Genomic DNA, 17403 nt, shown 5'->3' on the forward strand with positions numbered 1-17403 from the left:
TTTGTATCATATCTAGTTGATAATCAATGCGATATGTTCTATTTTGTGATATGCACCATCAAAACAGATATATCTGAGGGCGAAACGCCTGAAATTCTTGAAGCCTGGCCCAAAGTACGGGGCTTAATCTTCAAAAGTTTTTCCCTGGCTTCTTTTGACAGCGATACGAGCTTTGTATAGTCAAAGTCGGGGTTAATGTCTTTATCTTCCATCTTCTGCATTTTATCGACTATTTCCTGCTCCTTCTGAAAGTAGCTTTCATATTTGATCTTGATCTCAGCCTGCTGAATGGTCTCTTCAGAATACTTTGATAAATACTCGTCTAACCCGGGATGTGCTTTCCTCAGTGCGTTAATGTCAAGTTGTGGCCGGGTTAGTAAGTTAAAGAGCTTAACGTTCTGTGTCAGGGGACTGGTATTCATCTGCTCCAGCAAAGCGTTTATGTCATTGCGCGCTACCGACTGCGCTTTAGTGAATGCGACGATGTCATCGGAGTCAGAAATCTTGGCATTCACGCGATCCATGCGCTCATCATCAATTAGCCCCAGCTTATAGCCTATTGGCGACAAGCGAATATCAGCATTGTCCTGGCGTAAAAGCAAGCGGTGTTCTGCCCGTGACGTAAACATGCGGTAAGGTTCCTCCGTGCCTTTGGTAACCAGGTCGTCGATGAGTACACCTATGTAAGATTCAGAGCGCTTCATAATCAATTCATGCGCATCGTTAATTTTCAGATGTGCGTTTATTCCTGCAATGAAACCCTGGCTCGCTGCTTCTTCATAACCGGTGGTACCGTTAATCTGTCCTGCGAAAAACAGATTGCTGATCAATTTAGTCTCCAGTGTTAAATCCAATTGGGTAGGAGGGAAGTAGTCGTACTCAATCGCATAGCCTGGCCTAAACATCTTTGCATTTTCAAAACCCGGTATCTGGGTGAGCGCTTTGTACTGCACATCTTCAGGTAAGGATGTAGAAAAACCGTTGACATAAATTTCGCAGGTATTCCAGCCTTCCGGCTCAACGAAAATCTGGTGCCTGTCGCGCTCTGCAAAGCGGTTTATTTTATCTTCTATGGACGGGCAATAACGGGGACCTAATCCTTTAATCCGTCCGGTAAACATTGGGGATTTTTCAAAACCTTCTTTGAGTGTTTCGTGAACCCGGCTGTTTGTATAGGTGATCCAGCAACAGCGTTGCTCGGTCGATCGCGGTATATCGAGATATGAGAATTTTCCAGGATTTTCATCTCCCCACTGCTCCTCCATCACGGTGTAGTTTAGCGAGCGACCATCGATTCTTGGAGGTGTACCGGTCTTCATCCGGCCTGCTTCAAAGCCGAGCTCGGTGAGCTGTTCAGTAAGCCCGGTTGCGGCTTTCTCACCTGTTCTTCCTCCGCCAAATTTCTTCTCTCCGATGTGAATCTTTCCATTCAAAAATGTACCGTTTGTAAGCACCACGGCCTTTCCGTATATCTCACTTCCGATGGAAGTTTTTACGCCTATAACAGTATTGTTTTTAACGATTAGAGAGGATACCATATCCTGCCAGAAGTCGACATTTGGCGTCCGTTCCAGTGCAAGCCGCCACTCTTCAGCAAAGCGCTTACGGTCGTTCTGGCTCCTTGGACTCCACATTGCCGGACCTTTAGAAAGGTTGAGCATGCGAAACTGGAGCGTCGTTTTGTCGCTAATGATGCCAGAATAGCCTCCCATAGCATCAATCTCCCGCACAATCTGACCTTTGGCTACGCCTCCCATAGCAGGGTTGCAGCTCATTTGAGCAATGGTTTCCATATTCATGGTAATGAGAAGCACAGACGAGCCCAAGTTTGCCGCTGCTGCCGCAGCTTCACAACCGGCGTGTCCGGCACCTACCACAATCACATCGTATTCTTTAAACATCCTTGTTTTATTATAAGTTCCACGTGGAACAGTGCTTTTTGTTTCACGTGGAACAACACAAAATTACATTAAATATCGGATAGTTCTATCCATCGTTCGGTAAGCGTGTCGAGCTCCTTTTTCAGGCGTTCGATGTCTTCCGATTTCTCTTTCAAGGCCATGTAATCGGCTGCATCGATCTGCGCTAAAAGCTGGGTAAGAGATGCAATCTGTGCTTCCCTGTCGGCTATACTTTTCTCTATATCGTTGAGCTCTTTTTCCTCTTTATAGGAGCGCTTCTTTTGTGGTGTCTGCGTTTCTTCCTTTACTTCAGCTTTTTTTACCAGTTCAGGTTTAGCTGTCGCCGCTTCCAAACTGTTGCGGTAATCAGAGTAATTTCCATTGTACAATTTTACCTCCGCATTGCCTTCCAGGATAAACAGCTGATCGCTCATTTTATCCAGAAGATATCGGTCGTGCGACACCAGAATTAATACCCCTTGGAATGCTTCCAGGAATTCCTCCAGCACGTTCAGTGTATCAATGTCAAGATCGTTTGTCGGCTCATCCAGGATCAGGAAATTCGGATTTTGCATTAAGACCCGCATCAGGTGTAAGCGCTTTTTTTCACCGCCACTCAGTTTCTCAACCATCCCATGCTGCTTCTTCGGGGGGAAGAGAAATAAGGTAAGCAGCTGCGATGCGGAGATCTGCTGGCCGTTCGCCATCTGTATATATTCTGCTTCCGACTTCACAACATCAATCACCCGGTCCTTATCATTAAAGCTCAGTCCGCCTTGTTTGTAATAACCATAAACCGTAGTCTCGCCGACGCTAACCGTTCCCTGCTGCGGCTTCAGATCACCTGTAATGATATTAAGTAAGGTACTCTTGCCAGTCCCGTTTTTTCCGGCCAAACCAATCCGGTCGCCCTTCTTAAAGACATAAGAGAAGTCACGGAATATTTCCTTTCCTTCAAAGGCAATACCTACATGATCCAGCTCCAAAATCTTACCGCCCTGTCTGGCCATCTTGATATTAAGCGTAATACTTTGATTATCAGATCTTTGTTTAGTTTTAGATTCCAAATCGTAGAAAGCATCTATTCTCGCCTGAGATTTCGTGGCCCTTGCCTGAGGCATACGGCGCATCCATTCCAATTCCTTTTTCAGGAGGTTCTTATTCTTCTGGAAAGTCGCCTCATCGGCAGCTTCACGCTCCGATTTTTTCTCTAAGAAATAAGCGTACTTCCCATTGTAGATATACATCTTTCCACGGTCCAGCTCCACGATGGTGTTGCATACATTATCCAGAAAATACCTGTCGTGTGTCACAAGCAATACCGTCTTGTTTCCGGAGGTCAGCAATTTTTCCAGCCATTCAATCGTGTCTATATCCAGGTGGTTGGTCGGTTCGTCCAACACATAGATATCCGGATCTTCGATAAGCAGCTTAGACAAAGCCAGCCTCTTTTTCTGTCCGCCCGAAAGCGTAGAAATCTTCTGCTGAAGCTGCGTAATGCCCATACGGCTCAGGATCGTTTTGATCTCATGCTCGTATTCCCAGGCGTTATGCTCACTCAATTCTCCGTACAGGCGGTTCAGTTCATTTTCATCGGGATGCTCCTGTTCAATCAGTTCCTCATATTCCCGGATCAACTGTTGCTGTTTGTTTTCCTGGGAAAATATAAAATCACTGATCGAATAACCGTCAGGGAAGGAGGGCTCCTGATCAAGGAATCCAATACGCACGCTTTTATTTTTAACGATCTTGCCCTCCAGGGGAAGAAAGCGTTCGGCAAGCAGTTTCAGCAAAGTACTTTTACCGGCACCGTTTATTCCGACCAGCGCAACGCGCTGTCCGGTTTGAATGCCCAGGGTCAGATTCTTAAAAAGCCATTCCTCATGATAAGCATGGCCAAGGTTTTCAGCTGCAATTAGTGTACTCAAAGTGTATGATTAACGTATGTAATAGTCAGAAAATTACTGCAAAAGTACGGATTATAAATCGCGCTTAACGCAGGAGGGTTAATATAGCCAGGTAATGATCCTCTCTGTCTGTCATCCTGGCTTTATCCGTCTTGCTTTTATCTTTATAGCCCAGCAGATGCAAGGTGCCATGCACCATCACCCGGCAAAGCTCCTTTAAAAAAGGCTCTTTGTACGTCGATGCATTTTCCCTGATCCGGTCAACGCTAATAAAAATATCGCCTTGAATCGTTTTCGGCTCCTCAGACGAATCAAAAGTCACCACATCGGTAAACGTGTCGTGCTGAAGAAAACGCTTGTTTATATCGAGTAAATAGGCGTCGCTGCAAAATATGAAGTTCAATTCACTTAACATATAACCCTCTGCCTGTATCACATCAAGCAGCCAGGAACGGATAACGGTCTTATTTTTAAGCGTAAAATTCAGGTCCTCCGAAAAAAAGAAAATAGCGGGCTTAGGCATTTTAATCATTTAAGGCCTCAAATTTAGCATTTTATAATACTCCGCTAAGCTGTTTTTATAGTAGTGGTTCAATTCCGCCGGCATAATATCCAGCCATTGCGTCCCTGGTCGCCGCTCCTGTTCCATTTTCTCAAGCGTGCGGAGGTAGTGCGGGGGGAAATCCCTACCAGCCTTGCTCTGCCTGCTGCTGTCCTCTTCCTGTTCCTTTTCCGCCTTCTCCAGGTCCAGCATTTTCACCAGCAGATCACGCTGCCTGTTCATGGCTTCAAGCTCCAGGCGTTTATTCACCAGATCACTTTCCGTCTTCTTCATTTCTTCGATCAGCTTGTCCATATTGCCGCCGGCGCCTTTGGCCTTGCCCTCGTTGTTCAGCTTTTGCAAACCCTCCCTGATCATCTGCTGCTGCTGTGCCATCCGACCAAACTCCTCACTCATCTGTCCCTTAGGTACCGATCCCTTTCCGCCGCCTTTCTGCAACTGTTCCCGGGCCTTTTGCATGTTCTCGTTCAACTGCTGCTGCATTTGTCTGAGTTGCTGCATGCTGTTTTTCTGGCCGCGACCGCTTTTAGCGTTGCTTTTCGACTGCTGCAACTGCTCCAGGGCCTCGTTCAGCATAAGCGTCAGATTGTTGATCGCCGTCATGGCTTGCTGCTGATGCCTGCCCGCGTTAAAAAGATTACGGTCCGAGAGATACTCCAGACTCTTGTCTACGTTCTGATTTACCTTATGCATCTCCTCATTCACGGCATGTTCAATCTGCGGAACCCGCTTACTCAGCGAAAAAAGACTGTCGCCCACCGTCTTCATGTAGTCCTTAAGCACGCGTTGCTTTTGCGCCGCGGCACGCAGTCTCGGATCCGAAACATTCATTTCCTTAAGGTCGAGCATCAATTTCTCCTGTTCAAATGAAGTCTTCAGCAGGTTTTCCAGAAGCTGCCTCAGGTCGCGTGCATTCACAGATTCCGCTTCCTTTTCCGACTTCGCCTTTTCTTCTTCCATCTGCTTCGCCATTTCGTTCATCTCTTCGGCCGCTTTGCGCTGATTTTCGGCTGCTTCGCTGCGCGCTTTGCGGTCAAGCTGTCTATTCGCTTCCTCCTGCTTTTTCTGTACCGACTCCATTTTCTCCTCGGGAGCATTAAAAGAATTGGGCCTTTCCAGCATCTCATTCTTTTTTTCCAGTTCGGCAAGGTCCTTTTTAACCTTGTCGACCGCCTCATTAAGCTGTTGTTGTTTTTTCTTCAACGCGGCAGGATCAGATGCATTTTTACGCGTCTCTTCAGCAAGAGACTGCTGTTCCTTACCCAGTTCGCGAAGCTGGTCGATTGCCCCTTCCAGTTGCTGCTCAAATTCCAGCTGTTTATACAACTCGAGAATGCGGTCGAGTTCATTACGGAGTGATTTGTTGTCCATCTGCATGTCCGACAGATCGCGCCGGGTTTGATCCTTGCTGCGCTGGTCCATCATGTCCTGCAACTTTTGCAGCAGCGATTTCGTTTTATCATCAAGCACCTGGTTAAACAGCTCATCGATCTGCTTTTGCTTTTCAAGCATCTCCTCTTTAAGCGCCTGGTTTTCTATCTTCTGCAAGGTGTTTTGCTCATTCTCAAGCTTCATCTGTTCTATACTGCGTTCCAGTTCCTTCCGCTTGTTCAGCAAGGCCTCAATCTGTTTACGCTCTTCATAACCCAGCTGCTTCTTATCCAGGAGCTCGCCCGCAAGCTTCTTGCTTTCCTTTTCAAGTTCGCCCGCAAGCTTAATGGCGCGTTCCATCTGTCCTTTCAAGGCCGAGCTGCCAGCTTCTATCCGGGCCGAAACCTCCGCCGCCGTAGGGTTCTCGAAAGTGCGTACATCCGTACGGGATTTCTTTCCGCCGTTCACGCCATCGTTATCCGTCACCTCAAAAAGATAAGACACCCGTTCCCCGGGCTTCAGCGCCAGATCATTGATGTTCCACAGCCAGGTGAAACTTTGTCCCGCCTGCCCCGGCTTCAAAGGCAGTCTTTTGCTGATCAGCCGCTTTTCGGCACCAGCGCCCCGTATTTCCGCTTTGAAGTGAAGAGCCGTTAAGCCATAATCGTCGCTTACGCTGCCCACAAAGTACATGGCCTTCTGCGTAATCGAATCCAGTGTGCCTGACACGCTGATCGCCGGATACTGGTCTTTCATCACCAGGATCTGGTTCGACAACGAATCACGTGAAACAGTAGCCCTGTTCTTTGGAAAGATCCGGTACCGCGTGGTCTCACTCAGCGTTGCGCTGTAGCTGAACCCATCTTCCTGCGGACGCAGGCGATAAACCTTATTGCCCAGCGAGAACTCCAGTTCTTCCGCATGCACGGTCTGCATGTTCCACGTAACCTTAGTGCCCTCCGGCACCGTCAAGTCGCCAGCATTATTTATCCTTTCCGTCTTCCTGTTCAGATAGGCCGGGAAATGCAACGCTGCGCTAACCCCCGTAAGCGCCGCACGCGGCCTAACCTCAATCAGGTAGCCCGCAGAACTGAAACCACCCGCTGAAAAGAAAATCTGTTTGCTCTGCTGAATGTTCGGAAAGACGTGCGTAAAAGTCGTCTTGTCCGCCTTTATCAGTTTATACGTGTTTTTGCCATCTACGATATACACATCCTGGGGCAGCGTCTCGCCGGTCAGCCTTAGCGTTATCGTCACATCGTCGCCCTGGGTGTATTGGAGCGACCTGTTCATCACCACGAAATTAAACGGGGCTTTAGGCAGGATTTCACGGTTATACTGTATGAAGCCCGAGGTACCCTCTTTCAGTATGGCTGGAGAAACAGCGCCAATGAGTACGATCACGGCCAGTGGCAGCAGACAATATTTCAAATATTTCCTGTTGTCTTTAAACCGGATCGCACTGGAGAACGGCACCGGACGAAGTTCCATGATCTTCTGGTCGATACCCGCCAGAATTAAGGCATTCTGTGCCGGATTGGCATCTGCAAGCGCTTTCAACTGAAGCGTATTCAGTAACTTATCCCGCACATGAAAGAAATGATCGCCAATAAGCACGGCGGCTTCCTCCATACTCAGGTTGTCGCCCAACCTGAAATAATGAAGCGCAGGTTTGCCGATCCAGAACGCGATGGCTGTAAGGGAAACGCCCAGATAAGCAAAGAACAATACCGTTTTGACCAGAACCGTCGGATATGTAAAATAGATGAAGAGGAACAGGCATAAATACCCGCTCAGCATGAGTGCCGCGGTATAAATGCTTCCGCGCAACAGTTTATTCAGGTAAAACTTTTGAATAAACTCATTGATTTTAGATACCAGAAGATCGTAATTGCTCTTCATTAAGTTTGCACAATGTAAATAAAGATAAAAATAAACAGATCAAAACATTCGCTTAATAATAAACGGATAATTTTGATTAAATTATCACATATGAAAGCAACCATTATAGCCGTTACACTTGCAGCGCTCAGCATGCAGATCAATCCAGGTACGCCAGCAGGCCGGTCATCGGGCAAGGGATCCTGGAATAAGAACCCCGTCATCGCCCATCGCGGCGCATGGAAACAGAAAAACCTCCCTCAAAATTCCATCGCCTCCCTGCAGGAAGCCGTCAGGCTCGGTTGCCACGGGGCCGAATTCGATGTGCATATGACGTCCGACAGTGTACTGGTGGTAAACCATGATGATGTTTTCTACGGACTGTCCATCCCTCGTTCCACGTATAAAGACCTGCTTACCAAAAAGCATCCGAATGGCGAGAACATCCCCACGCTGGAAGAGTACCTTAAAGCAGGGAAAAAACAGAAGAAAACCAAGCTCATCCTGGAGCTTAAACCATCCAATATCAGCACAGAGCGCGATCTGCGCATGACGGATAAAGCTGTGGCCATGGTAGGCAAATTAAAAGCTACAGCCTGGGTCGACTATATCAGTTTCAGTTATGACATCCTTAAGCATATTCGTCAGATACAGCCAAAAGCCAATGTAGCTTACCTGAAAGGTGATGTTTCCCTGGAGCAGCTCAAGGCCGATGGTTTTTACGGTGCCGACTACCACATGAATGTGTATAAGAAAGGGGAGTGGTTTGCCAAAGCCAAAGAACTGGGGCTAACCATCAACTCATGGACCGTCAACGAAGAGGCCGACATGAACTGGCTGCTCGATAATAAGGTTGAGTTCATCACTACCGATCAGCCGGAGCGCTTGCTCAATATTCTTGCGTCAAGAGATAGGAAATAATCCGCCCCCTAAAACAAAAAAGCATCGCAGTAACACTGCGATGCTGTACAATTTATGTCTTGAATAATCTAGATTACTTTAACATTAACCGCGTTCAAGCCTTTTTTACCGCTCTCTACTTCGTATTCAACTTTGTCGTTTTCACGAATTTCGTCGATAAGGCCTGTTGAATGTACAAAGATATCGCTATCGCCATTTGATGGGATAATAAAACCGAAACCTTTAGTTACATTAAAAAATTTTACTGTTCCTTCTTGCATTGTATTGTTTTTATAATTAAGTCTGCAATGTACATAATATTTTTTTAAAAATGCAAGCCCCTCATTTTTTGGTGGTTTTGCCCACGGCCACAATCTTCACCTCGCTCGGGTGAGGGATGCCCAGCGAAGTTCCCGGGCTTATTTTCAGCAGGTTATAAAAGTACACATCGATGATTGCCTGTATGGTTTTTCGCCTGCTGGCCATCTGTTCCGGGATCACATTGTCAATTTTCCCGAGGTGGATTTTTCCGTTCTCATCCACCACTACGGAAAACTCATAACCGAAGTCTTTGTACGCTTTGGAGATTTCAATCCGGTACCTCGGAAACATATAATCGTAGGCCGTTAAACCCATCACCGGATCGGTATTGTCTTTCTTTTCCACCTTGATCATATCGCTTACAGGCGTAAAAGCGACCGGACTCCTTGCCGCAAAGGCACTGTCGGCATTGCCGGGATTTCTCTGCGCTTTGGCTGTAAGCTCACGAATATAAGCCGAGTCTTTCGGAAGAGGCTTTCTTAGCTCTTCCAGCGTTGTCTTCAGCTTCTTGGTGATATATGCATCCGTATAGAAGGTCATGTGCACGTCCGACTCAATGCCCTTGGAGATTTCCTTGCGCTTCAGGTGAAGGCGCTGAAACACCAGGCTGTCTTTAGACACATGCATGATCCTGAAATAGTTTTTCGCAAAATTATAGACCTGTCCGTGATCGTAGGTGATGTAAAAGGGGAACATCTTGTCTTCATCCGGACTGTACACTTCCACGGTATCATTGGATCGGAAGCGGATCTCCCAGGACGGTTCCTGCTGAAAGCCTGACTCGTTGAATATCAAACCCGAAGCAAACTTACGCTTAGCCTCGTAGAAAGTAATGTCCTTAATCGTATTGAAATCGTATCGCCCGTCGGGCATTGTGGTATTGCCGGGATCATTTTTATCGCCCTCCCGGTTGCCGCATCCTGATAACACCAGGAAGGACCCCGAAAGCAGGGCAAGGAAAAGTCTGTTAATCATCTTAAGTCGCGCAGAATATGTAAGTACACATAAAACGCTAAAATTAGAGATTTATATTCTTTTCTTCAACTTTATCCGCTTCACCAGCAGTTCACCGCCACGGTTTACAGAAAAATAGAGTATGGTACCGTCGCCCGACCGCAGCAGCATGTTGAGCGCACTCAGGTTCAGGGATTTTGAGCGGTTAAAGTTTACCGTGATCAGTTCATCGCCGGGCTTTAGTTCTGCCTCCTCTGCAGGCGATCCGGGTTCTATGCGGCCGATAAAGAAGCGGGAGCCTGAAGCGTCGGCAAACAGTTCCATGCCCGACATATCGTGCTCAAAGGGCTTGCGGTAGGTACTATTGGGCCGTAAATACATGGCATTGCCGGCATAGTCTATCACCATGTTAAACCTGCTCAGGATATCGGCACCCAGGTTGCCATGACGGGTTTCCAGGAAACGAAGTCCCGCCTGGCGGTCATATTCAGGAAAGGAAGTCAGCACCCCGGTAAACACAAATCCACCCATCCTCATCTCTGGCATCCGCGCGATACGCCCGCTTATTGGTCCGCCCAAACCCACACCCAGATTGGCGGCGATCGACTGGTCCGGTACAGGGAAGGGGAGGTTGTCCAGACTTTCCAGTGATAGCGCGTGACTGGCGCCATTGTCGAGCACAACCCTGGCGGCAATCTTGCCCCGGCCCGGCACCATCAGTTCAACCACAGTATGCGGTTTATTGCCAATCAGTTCAATGTCAATCTTTTCGCCCCTGCGCTGCGGCGTATCCTTGCCAGAGCCGAAGCGCAGTTTACGCGCAGAATAATTCACATCGACCACAAAGCTGCTGAAGAAATCGTACCCCAGGAGTCCGGAAATCTTCATGCCTACGTAGGCCGATAGCCCGAAAGCGTCATCTTCCAGTATTGCTGCAGGGATGCTGGAGGCCACAGCCCTGCCCAGCCGGACCTTCATGTGGTCGCAGGCCAGTGCGTTGAGCACAACATTTCCACCCATACCCGCAATGGTAATGGGGCGCAGTTTATGCTGGTCGACCATACTCGCAATAGCCGAATCGGTAACGATCATAGGCCCGACCCCAGTGTCCAGGATGAAATTATACGGGCCTTTGTCGTTCACATACATCTTCACGATCACCAGGTTGCGCACATGGTCGAACGCCACACGCTGCTGTTTGCGCTTGCCGTCCAGCCGGAAGGTCTGCGACATGACAGGCCATGCCTGCAGCAGCAGTATGGCCAGCAACAGCAATTTGGGGGTCAACCAGCGTTTCATCAAACTAATTTAATAAATTAGCCTGTACAGCATGTTTAAAATTAAGCTAAAGTACCGGTACCGCATTTCCGCAGCAGCCTTCGCCTTACTGGCGATGCCCGGCTGTTCTGTGCAGAACCGCGGACAAAAGGAGATCAGCCGCAGACTGGAGCGCTTTGAAGAGCTTACCGGTCACCACGCCGGCTTTGCCCTGTACGACAGCGGTAAGCAGAAGATGGTTGCGGCACATCAGGCCGATAAATACTTTACGCCGGCCTCTAACATGAAACTGCTGACCATGTATGCCGCACTCAAGCTGCTGCCCGATTCCCTGCCGGCGCTCCGCTACCAGGAACGCGGCGATTCGCTGATTTTCTGGGGTACTGGCGACCCCTCTTTTTTGCATAACAGGTTGGAGGGCACCAAGGCGGCCAGTTTCCTGGTAAATAGTGGCCGGCAACTGTTCTTTGTCCCAGGCCGGTATACCGGCGCCTTTTATGGCCGCGGCTGGCAATGGGACGATTATAATGACGATTACCAGGCGGAGATCAATGAATTTCCGGTGATGGGCAATGTGCTGAGCATAAGCGAACGCGAGGGAAAACTCCAAACTTTGCCGCGACTGTTCCAAGCCTATCTTGCCGCCGATTCTTCCGACCGCGATACATCCTTCCATATCACCAGGGCATTTACACAGAACAGCTTTACTTACCCGCCCCTCAGCATTCCGCCGAACTACACGCAGCAACTGCCCTATAAGCTTAGTCATACGCTTACACTTGCCCTCCTTAGCGATACACTGAAAAAGCGGGTAGCCACCCTAAGCCGTACACTTCCGTCAGATGCCAAAACCCTTTATAGTACACCCACCAAACTGGCCATTAAGGAAATGATGCTGCCGTCCGACAACTTCATTGCCGAGCAGTTGCTGCTGGTGTGTGCGGATCGATTGGGTGATACTTTATCCGGCGAAAAAACCATCAAAACCGTGCTTTCAAGGTATTTGTCGGACTTGCCCGATAAGCCGGTGTGGGTAGATGGATCGGGACTAACGCGGTACAACCTCATCACACCTCGCTCGCTTATCGAGGTGCTCAAACGCATACGTTTGGAATTTAAAGAAGATAAGGCCCTTTACGACCTGCTTCCCGCCGGGGGCAACCGCGGTACATTGAAAGCCGCCTATCCGGCTACCGATAAGCCCTTTGTATTTGGCAAAACAGGAAGCTTCTCGAACAACTATAACCAGGCGGGCTATATCGTCACAAAAAAAGGCAATACCTACCTGTTTGCCTTTATGAACAACAATTTCGTGAAGCCTACCGCCCAGATCAGGGCCGCCGTAGCCGATGTCGTGACCTACGTATACGAAAACATGTAACTATTGATTCGATACCACGAGCAGTTCAATGTCCTTATACGGAATATTGAACATGCCTGCCAGATCCTTATTGGTCAGATGCCCCTGATAAATATACAGCGCCTCCCTGATGCCCGGCTTGGTCCATACCACGTTCATCAAGCCGCCCATATCACCAATATCCACCAAAATAGGGCTAAAGATGTTTGTTAAGGCATAAGAAGCCGTTCTGGGAACCCTCGAAGCAATGTTCGGCACACAGTAATGGATCACATCATATTTCCGGAACACCGGATCTTTGTGGTTGGTTACCTCCGAGGTCTCGAAACAACCGCCCTGGTCTATACTCACGTCGATCACCACCGAATTAGGCTTCATGCGGCTCACGGTTTCTTCCGTTACAATACAAGGACTGCGGCCATTGGTAGCCCGTATCGCGCCGATGACCACATCGCAAGTCGTAATCGCCTTTTCAAGGACAATCGGCTGCATCACGGAAGTAAACACCCGGCTTCCCAGGTTATTCTGCAGCCTTCTGAGCCGGTATATGGAGCTGTCGAACACCTTAACCTCGGCACCCAGCGAAAGCGCCGTACGTGCGGCATATTCGCCCACCGTGCCTGCGCCCAGGATCACAATTTCCGTAGGCGGAACGCCCGTGAAACCCCCAAGCATCAAGCCCTTGCCGCCGGTTACGCTACTCAGGTATTCGGCTGCGATCAGGATAGAGGTGGCCCCGACAATTTCGCTCATGGCCCTCACTACGCTCAGCACATTCCCTTCATCGCGCAGATGCTCAAAGCATAAAGCATTGATCTTCTTCGCCAGCATGGCCTTCAGGTAACTTTCATTGATGCCGCCCATCTGCATGGCCGAGATCAGCGTTTGCCCCTTGTGCATCAGTTCAATCTCCTCCAGTGTCGGCGGAGCGATCTTAACCAGCACATCGGCAGCAAAAACATCCTTCTTATCGAAGGAAATCTGCGCGCCCTGCTCGCTGTAATCCTTGTCGGAAAAGTTAGCGCCCTGTCCCGCACCCGACTCAATGAGTACTTTATGCCCGTTGTTTACGAGCAGGGCTACCGACAAAGGTGTGAGCGGAACCCTGTTTTCCTGAAAAGAGATCTCCTTAGGGATACCGATAAAAAGACTGTTACTTTTCGGAGCTATTTCTGACATTGCCTCTTTAGGCTGCAACAAACCTTTTTGTGCAATAGCGGCCATTCCTTCGCGTAATCCTGTTGCCATCTTACTATTTTAGTTGCTGAAATTAAGCATAATAGCTGAAAAAAAGGTACTTATACTGTTAAATTTTTGATAACCTTAGCAAGCGCGCTGTATCGCTCAACACAACAATGCTGATTTCCACATAATGTTCAGGCAAAAGCGACTCAATTTTCTCCGGCCACTCCACAAAACATACGTGTCCGGAGTAAAAGTACTCCTCATAGCCGATGTCGTACGCCTCCCGGATGTCCTTGATCCGGTAAAAATCAAAATGGTAGACCGGCTCGCCCTGCGCATCGTATTCGTTTACAATAGAAAAAGTAGGGCTCGAAACGACCTCGGTCACCCCCAGCTCCCGTGCCAGTTCCTTGATCAGCGTCGTTTTACCCCCGCCCATCTCTGCCCGCAGGATAAATATGCGTTCACCGGCGGCAAAATCCAGGATCTGCGCTGCGGCGGAAGATAATTCATCCAATCCGTTGACCTCAATTTCAAGCTTGTTCATAGCCTGCAAATCTAGCAAATAACGCGCTATCTATTGCAGGGTTACCGCGCCAAGGTACTGACTATTGCTTTGGTGCGTTTGATCGATCGTAACGAAAGCAAGATAAACATGAAACACCCTGCCCACATCGGTCGGACTCAGCTCAAAATCAAATGTGCCTTTGGCCCTCCATGCTGCGGCTGTGTCTATGTAAGCATGCCTGTTCTCGATATTGTACAGTAAAATCATGGCTTTCTCCATGGCTACCTGTTCGCCTCCGCTCCAGTTGACCGTAATCGTATTAGGTTTCGCGCAGTCTGCCCCGGCCTGATCGGCCTGACTCAAATGTCCGTAGCTAACCAATGCCTTGGCCGGATCAACCCATATCTCCGGGTATTCACCGCCTCTGGCAACTTTACTGTTGTACGATTTAGCGCCTAAAAAACCCTCGAATGTCTCGGCATAGTTTTTAAAGCCGATCCTGAGAAATGGCGTGATCGGCTGCAGCCAATGCTGGAGCACCTTAAACCAATCCCTGTTGGATTGCTCGGGATCTGAAACTTTCCTTTTTTTGTTTACCCTTGGTCGGGAGCGCATAACGCCTTGTCCCTTCAATTCATACCCCACTGCCGTGCCAATTGTGCCACTGAACGGGCCTAAAATTCCTTTTTTTATTCTTGCCATATCGTTGATACTTGGTTTATACTAAGTTAAGGAATAGTGGCATGAAAACAAAATTTTAATACATAGTTTATAAAGGATTAACCCGGACCTTACCCGAATTTGGCTATGTTTGATCCGGGCTATGCCCCTGTTAAGCCCCTGTTTTCCCCCTGTTATTTAGCTTTCATGCACAGACGAAGTGGCATCTTGCTGATTAACTAACAGGCTAAATCAGGGAAGGGCTACAATTGCTTTTCCGACCGTTCTTCCGCTTTCCACCTGCCGGTGAGCCTCGGCCATTTGCCCGAATGAGAAAGTTTGCGATACATGCGGCTTGATCACGCCTTTTTCAAGAAGATCAGCAATGTGTTTCATGTCTTCGCCGTTCGATTGCACCAGGAAGAAGTAGCCGTTCACACCTTTCGATTTTGCCTTGTCCGTCACCTGCTCATTAAGTCCGGATGGAATGCTGATCAGGGTGCCACCTTCTTTGGTTACTTCGAGCGAGTGATCGATGTTTTCGCCGCCAATGGTATCCAGTACAAAATCGTACTCACGCGGATGTGCACTCCAGTTGTAATCGGTATAATCAATATGCTCGTCGGCCCCAAGCGACAGCACAAAGTCTTTGTTTTTTGCGGAGGAAGTTCCGGTGACTAAAGCACCCAGATGTTTGGCAATCTGCACCGCGATATGACCGACGCCACCCGATGCCGCATGAATCAGCACTTTTTGCCCTTGCTGAACCTTGGCATTCTTAACCAGCGCCTGCCATGCTGTAAGCGCCACCAGCGTGGCAGCTGCGGCCTCTCCGTGCGAAACATTTGCCGGCTTCAGTGCCAGTTGAGCAGCAGGTGCAGCTACATACTCAGCATAAACCTTGCCGTGGCCGGGGAAGTCGACCATCCCAAACACCTCATCGCCAGCCTTAAACAAGTCGCTCAGACTTTCTTCCACCACGCCCGAAACGTCCCAGCCTATAACCAAGGGCTGCTCAGCTTTGATGCGCCCATAAACACCCTTGCCAGCACGCGTTTTCACGTCGACAGGGTTAATGCTGATCGCTTTTACCCTGATCAGGACCTCGCCCTGCACAATTGTGGGTACAGGAAGGTCGGTGTATTCCAGTTGCCCGGCCTCGCCAGGTTCTTTAAGTATAATGGCTTTCATCATTTGCGGAGTTGATTTGTACAAAAGTGGCGTTAATTTCAGTGTTTTAAATGGTTGTTTTTGTCAAAGTTTTCTAATTACATTAGTGGGACGAAAAACAAACGCTCAGGCTCTTATGAGAACATTACAAGTATTAACGCTGGTTCTGACAGTGCTGATTGGCACCAGCCTTTCCTCATGCAAGAAAGATAATCCGCAAAAATCCCAGCACAGGATCAAATCGATCACGACCGTTGAGGCTGAGGTATCCCGCAAAACGGAGTTTTATTTTGATGACAAAGGGCTGCTGAAACAAACAAGGCAGTATAAAAATGGTAGTATTGAAGTTTACACGGATTACGAGTATTCGGCCGGCAAGATAACCGCCGCCAAGACTTATGAGCAATTGACAGACGGCGCCGTAAGGTTATGTGCCCAGGCGAACTTCAGCCACGAGGGCGACAGGCTCTCCCGTGTGGAGATCTCGGACGTTCCAGCTGCGTTAAAGAAGTTTGCATACGTGTTTGATTATAGCTTAGGTGATACGCTGCGGGTGACACGAAGGGTTCACAGAAATGGTATACCTGACTACTGGACACACCCGGGAAGCGAAGAGGACGATTCAAGTGAATGGATGACCCTGCCTCCTCTGGCTGCTGATATTAAGCAAGACTGTATATTCGACGACAAGCAGAATCCGCTCCAAGGAATACCAGTCCTGTCTGTTACCTATAGTGTGGGCGTTTTCAAGCAGATTTCCTGTGATTTCGATTATAGAGCCTTCTTTCTCCCGAATAACTTGACGAGCCAGAAAATGGATTGGGGTGAATTAAGAACAAGTCAGTACAGTTACAATGCGGTAGGATTGCCGGTTAAGCGTGTGACGACTGGCAATGCGGCAACAGCGTCAAGACTCGAGGTGATGTTTGATTATGGGGAGTGAGCCATTGAAAACTTAATTATGAAAGTAATAGCTAATAATAGTGAGAATGACGCTGTCTTAGTGATCTCCACTGAAGAATACAATTCGCTTATTGAAACATCACATTTGATGTCCACTGAAGCCAATCGTAGACGTCTTGAACAGTCTATTGAGCGTCTAAATCAAGGGAGTGCGAAAATTATTTATTCCTGAAGATGAAACTCACGTGAAAGACTGAGCATGAATATCGTTTTTACTCCCGAAGCCTGGGAAGATTTTGAGTATTGGATGGAATGATGAAGATGCCGAGCACAGAATCAGAGCGTTACCAAGAGAAATTAAAAGAACCCCCCTTTCACGGTCAGGGATTCTTTAAACATGGGAAGTTCTTAGGATTTAAGCATTATAAAGGGCGCTGGTATATACGAAGTTAATTTTCTCATTGTGCCCATTTTATAGAAGCAACGACTGGCATTTTAGATCGTTGTTAATATAATCGTGTTTCGTCTATTTTGTTTGTTTC

General features: G+C 48.2%; 15 protein-coding genes. 4 read left to right on the plus strand and 11 right to left on the minus strand.

The window, feature by feature from the left end; genetic code table 11:
- Window positions 1-38: 38 nt before the first annotated feature.
- The 4 genes from mnmG to J3P40_RS02870 all read right to left on the minus strand — a co-directional run bounded on the left by mnmG (window position 39) and on the right by J3P40_RS02870 (window position 7643).
- On the minus strand, window positions 39-1901 hold the full coding sequence (gene mnmG, locus J3P40_RS02855) for a tRNA uridine-5-carboxymethylaminomethyl(34) synthesis enzyme MnmG (RefSeq protein ID WP_256002731.1): 1863 nt from the start codon (window positions 1899-1901) through the stop codon (window positions 39-41).
- 68 nt (window positions 1902-1969) lie between these two features.
- The gene (locus tag J3P40_RS02860; RefSeq protein ID WP_256002733.1) at window positions 1970-3829 is read right to left on the minus strand and encodes an ABC-F family ATP-binding cassette domain-containing protein; all 1860 of its coding nucleotides are present in this window, start codon (window positions 3827-3829) and stop codon (window positions 1970-1972) included.
- Window positions 3830-3893: 64 nt separating this feature from the next.
- The gene (ybeY, locus tag J3P40_RS02865; protein ID WP_256002735.1) at window positions 3894-4331 is read right to left on the minus strand and encodes an rRNA maturation RNase YbeY; all 438 of its coding nucleotides are present in this window, start codon (window positions 4329-4331) and stop codon (window positions 3894-3896) included.
- A 9-nt stretch (window positions 4332-4340) separates the two neighbouring features.
- A complete protein-coding gene (locus J3P40_RS02870) occupies window positions 4341-7643 on the minus strand; it encodes a DUF4175 family protein (RefSeq protein WP_256002737.1) in 3303 nt (1100 codons plus the stop codon).
- 90 nt (window positions 7644-7733) lie between these two features.
- Here J3P40_RS02870 and J3P40_RS02875 point away from each other — a divergent pair, with 90 nt between their 5' ends.
- Window positions 7734-8543: a glycerophosphodiester phosphodiesterase gene (locus J3P40_RS02875; protein WP_256002739.1), complete on the plus strand. Its 810-nt coding sequence runs from the start codon at window positions 7734-7736 to the stop codon at window positions 8541-8543.
- A 68-nt stretch (window positions 8544-8611) separates the two neighbouring features.
- Here the strand turns inward: J3P40_RS02875 and J3P40_RS02880 are convergent, their stop codons facing one another.
- The 3 genes from J3P40_RS02880 to J3P40_RS02890 all read right to left on the minus strand — a co-directional run bounded on the left by J3P40_RS02880 (window position 8612) and on the right by J3P40_RS02890 (window position 11096).
- The gene (locus J3P40_RS02880; RefSeq protein WP_256002741.1) at window positions 8612-8803 is read right to left on the minus strand and encodes a cold-shock protein; all 192 of its coding nucleotides are present in this window, start codon (window positions 8801-8803) and stop codon (window positions 8612-8614) included.
- A gap of 61 nt (window positions 8804-8864) precedes the next feature.
- Window positions 8865-9818, minus strand: coding sequence for a hypothetical protein (locus tag J3P40_RS02885; protein WP_256002743.1), 954 nt, complete (start codon window positions 9816-9818; stop codon window positions 8865-8867).
- A 51-nt stretch (window positions 9819-9869) separates the two neighbouring features.
- Entirely contained in the window at window positions 9870-11096 is a 1227-nt protein-coding gene (locus J3P40_RS02890) for an aspartyl protease family protein (RefSeq protein ID WP_256002745.1), read from the minus strand.
- A 31-nt stretch (window positions 11097-11127) separates the two neighbouring features.
- Between J3P40_RS02890 and J3P40_RS02895 the strand changes: the two genes are divergently transcribed.
- Window positions 11128-12456, plus strand: coding sequence for a D-alanyl-D-alanine carboxypeptidase/D-alanyl-D-alanine-endopeptidase (locus J3P40_RS02895; RefSeq protein WP_256002747.1), 1329 nt, complete (start codon window positions 11128-11130; stop codon window positions 12454-12456).
- On the opposite strand, the gene J3P40_RS02900 is transcribed toward J3P40_RS02895, so the two are convergent.
- The 4 genes from J3P40_RS02900 to J3P40_RS02915 form a co-directional block, all read right to left on the minus strand.
- Window positions 12457-13683 (minus strand): alanine dehydrogenase, encoded by a 1227-nt coding sequence (locus J3P40_RS02900; RefSeq protein WP_256002749.1) that lies wholly within the window; start codon window positions 13681-13683, stop codon window positions 12457-12459. It lies immediately after the preceding gene.
- 58 nt (window positions 13684-13741) lie between these two features.
- The gene (gene tsaE, locus J3P40_RS02905; protein ID WP_256002752.1) at window positions 13742-14167 is read right to left on the minus strand and encodes a tRNA (adenosine(37)-N6)-threonylcarbamoyltransferase complex ATPase subunit type 1 TsaE; all 426 of its coding nucleotides are present in this window, start codon (window positions 14165-14167) and stop codon (window positions 13742-13744) included.
- Window positions 14168-14197: 30 nt separating this feature from the next.
- A complete protein-coding gene (locus J3P40_RS02910; RefSeq protein WP_256002754.1) occupies window positions 14198-14830 on the minus strand; it encodes a DUF6266 family protein in 633 nt (210 codons plus the stop codon).
- 210 nt (window positions 14831-15040) lie between these two features.
- Window positions 15041-15982: an NADP-dependent oxidoreductase gene (locus J3P40_RS02915; RefSeq protein ID WP_256002756.1), complete on the minus strand. Its 942-nt coding sequence runs from the start codon at window positions 15980-15982 to the stop codon at window positions 15041-15043.
- A 112-nt stretch (window positions 15983-16094) separates the two neighbouring features.
- On the opposite strand from J3P40_RS02915, the gene J3P40_RS02920 reads away from it, so the two are divergent.
- Window positions 16095-16901 carry a hypothetical protein gene (locus J3P40_RS02920; RefSeq protein ID WP_256002758.1) on the plus strand — a complete coding sequence of 269 codons (807 nt, stop codon included), beginning with the start codon at window positions 16095-16097 and terminating at the stop codon, window positions 16899-16901.
- An 18-nt stretch (window positions 16902-16919) separates the two neighbouring features.
- Window positions 16920-17093 carry a type II toxin-antitoxin system Phd/YefM family antitoxin gene (locus J3P40_RS17790; protein ID WP_370687707.1) on the plus strand — a complete coding sequence of 58 codons (174 nt, stop codon included), beginning with the start codon at window positions 16920-16922 and terminating at the stop codon, window positions 17091-17093.
- Window positions 17094-17403 lie beyond the last annotated feature (310 nt).

It is taken from the genome of Pedobacter deserti, from assembly GCF_024436415.1.
In the GTDB taxonomy this organism is placed as follows: Bacteria; Bacteroidota; Bacteroidia; order Sphingobacteriales; family Sphingobacteriaceae; genus Pedobacter; species Pedobacter faecalis.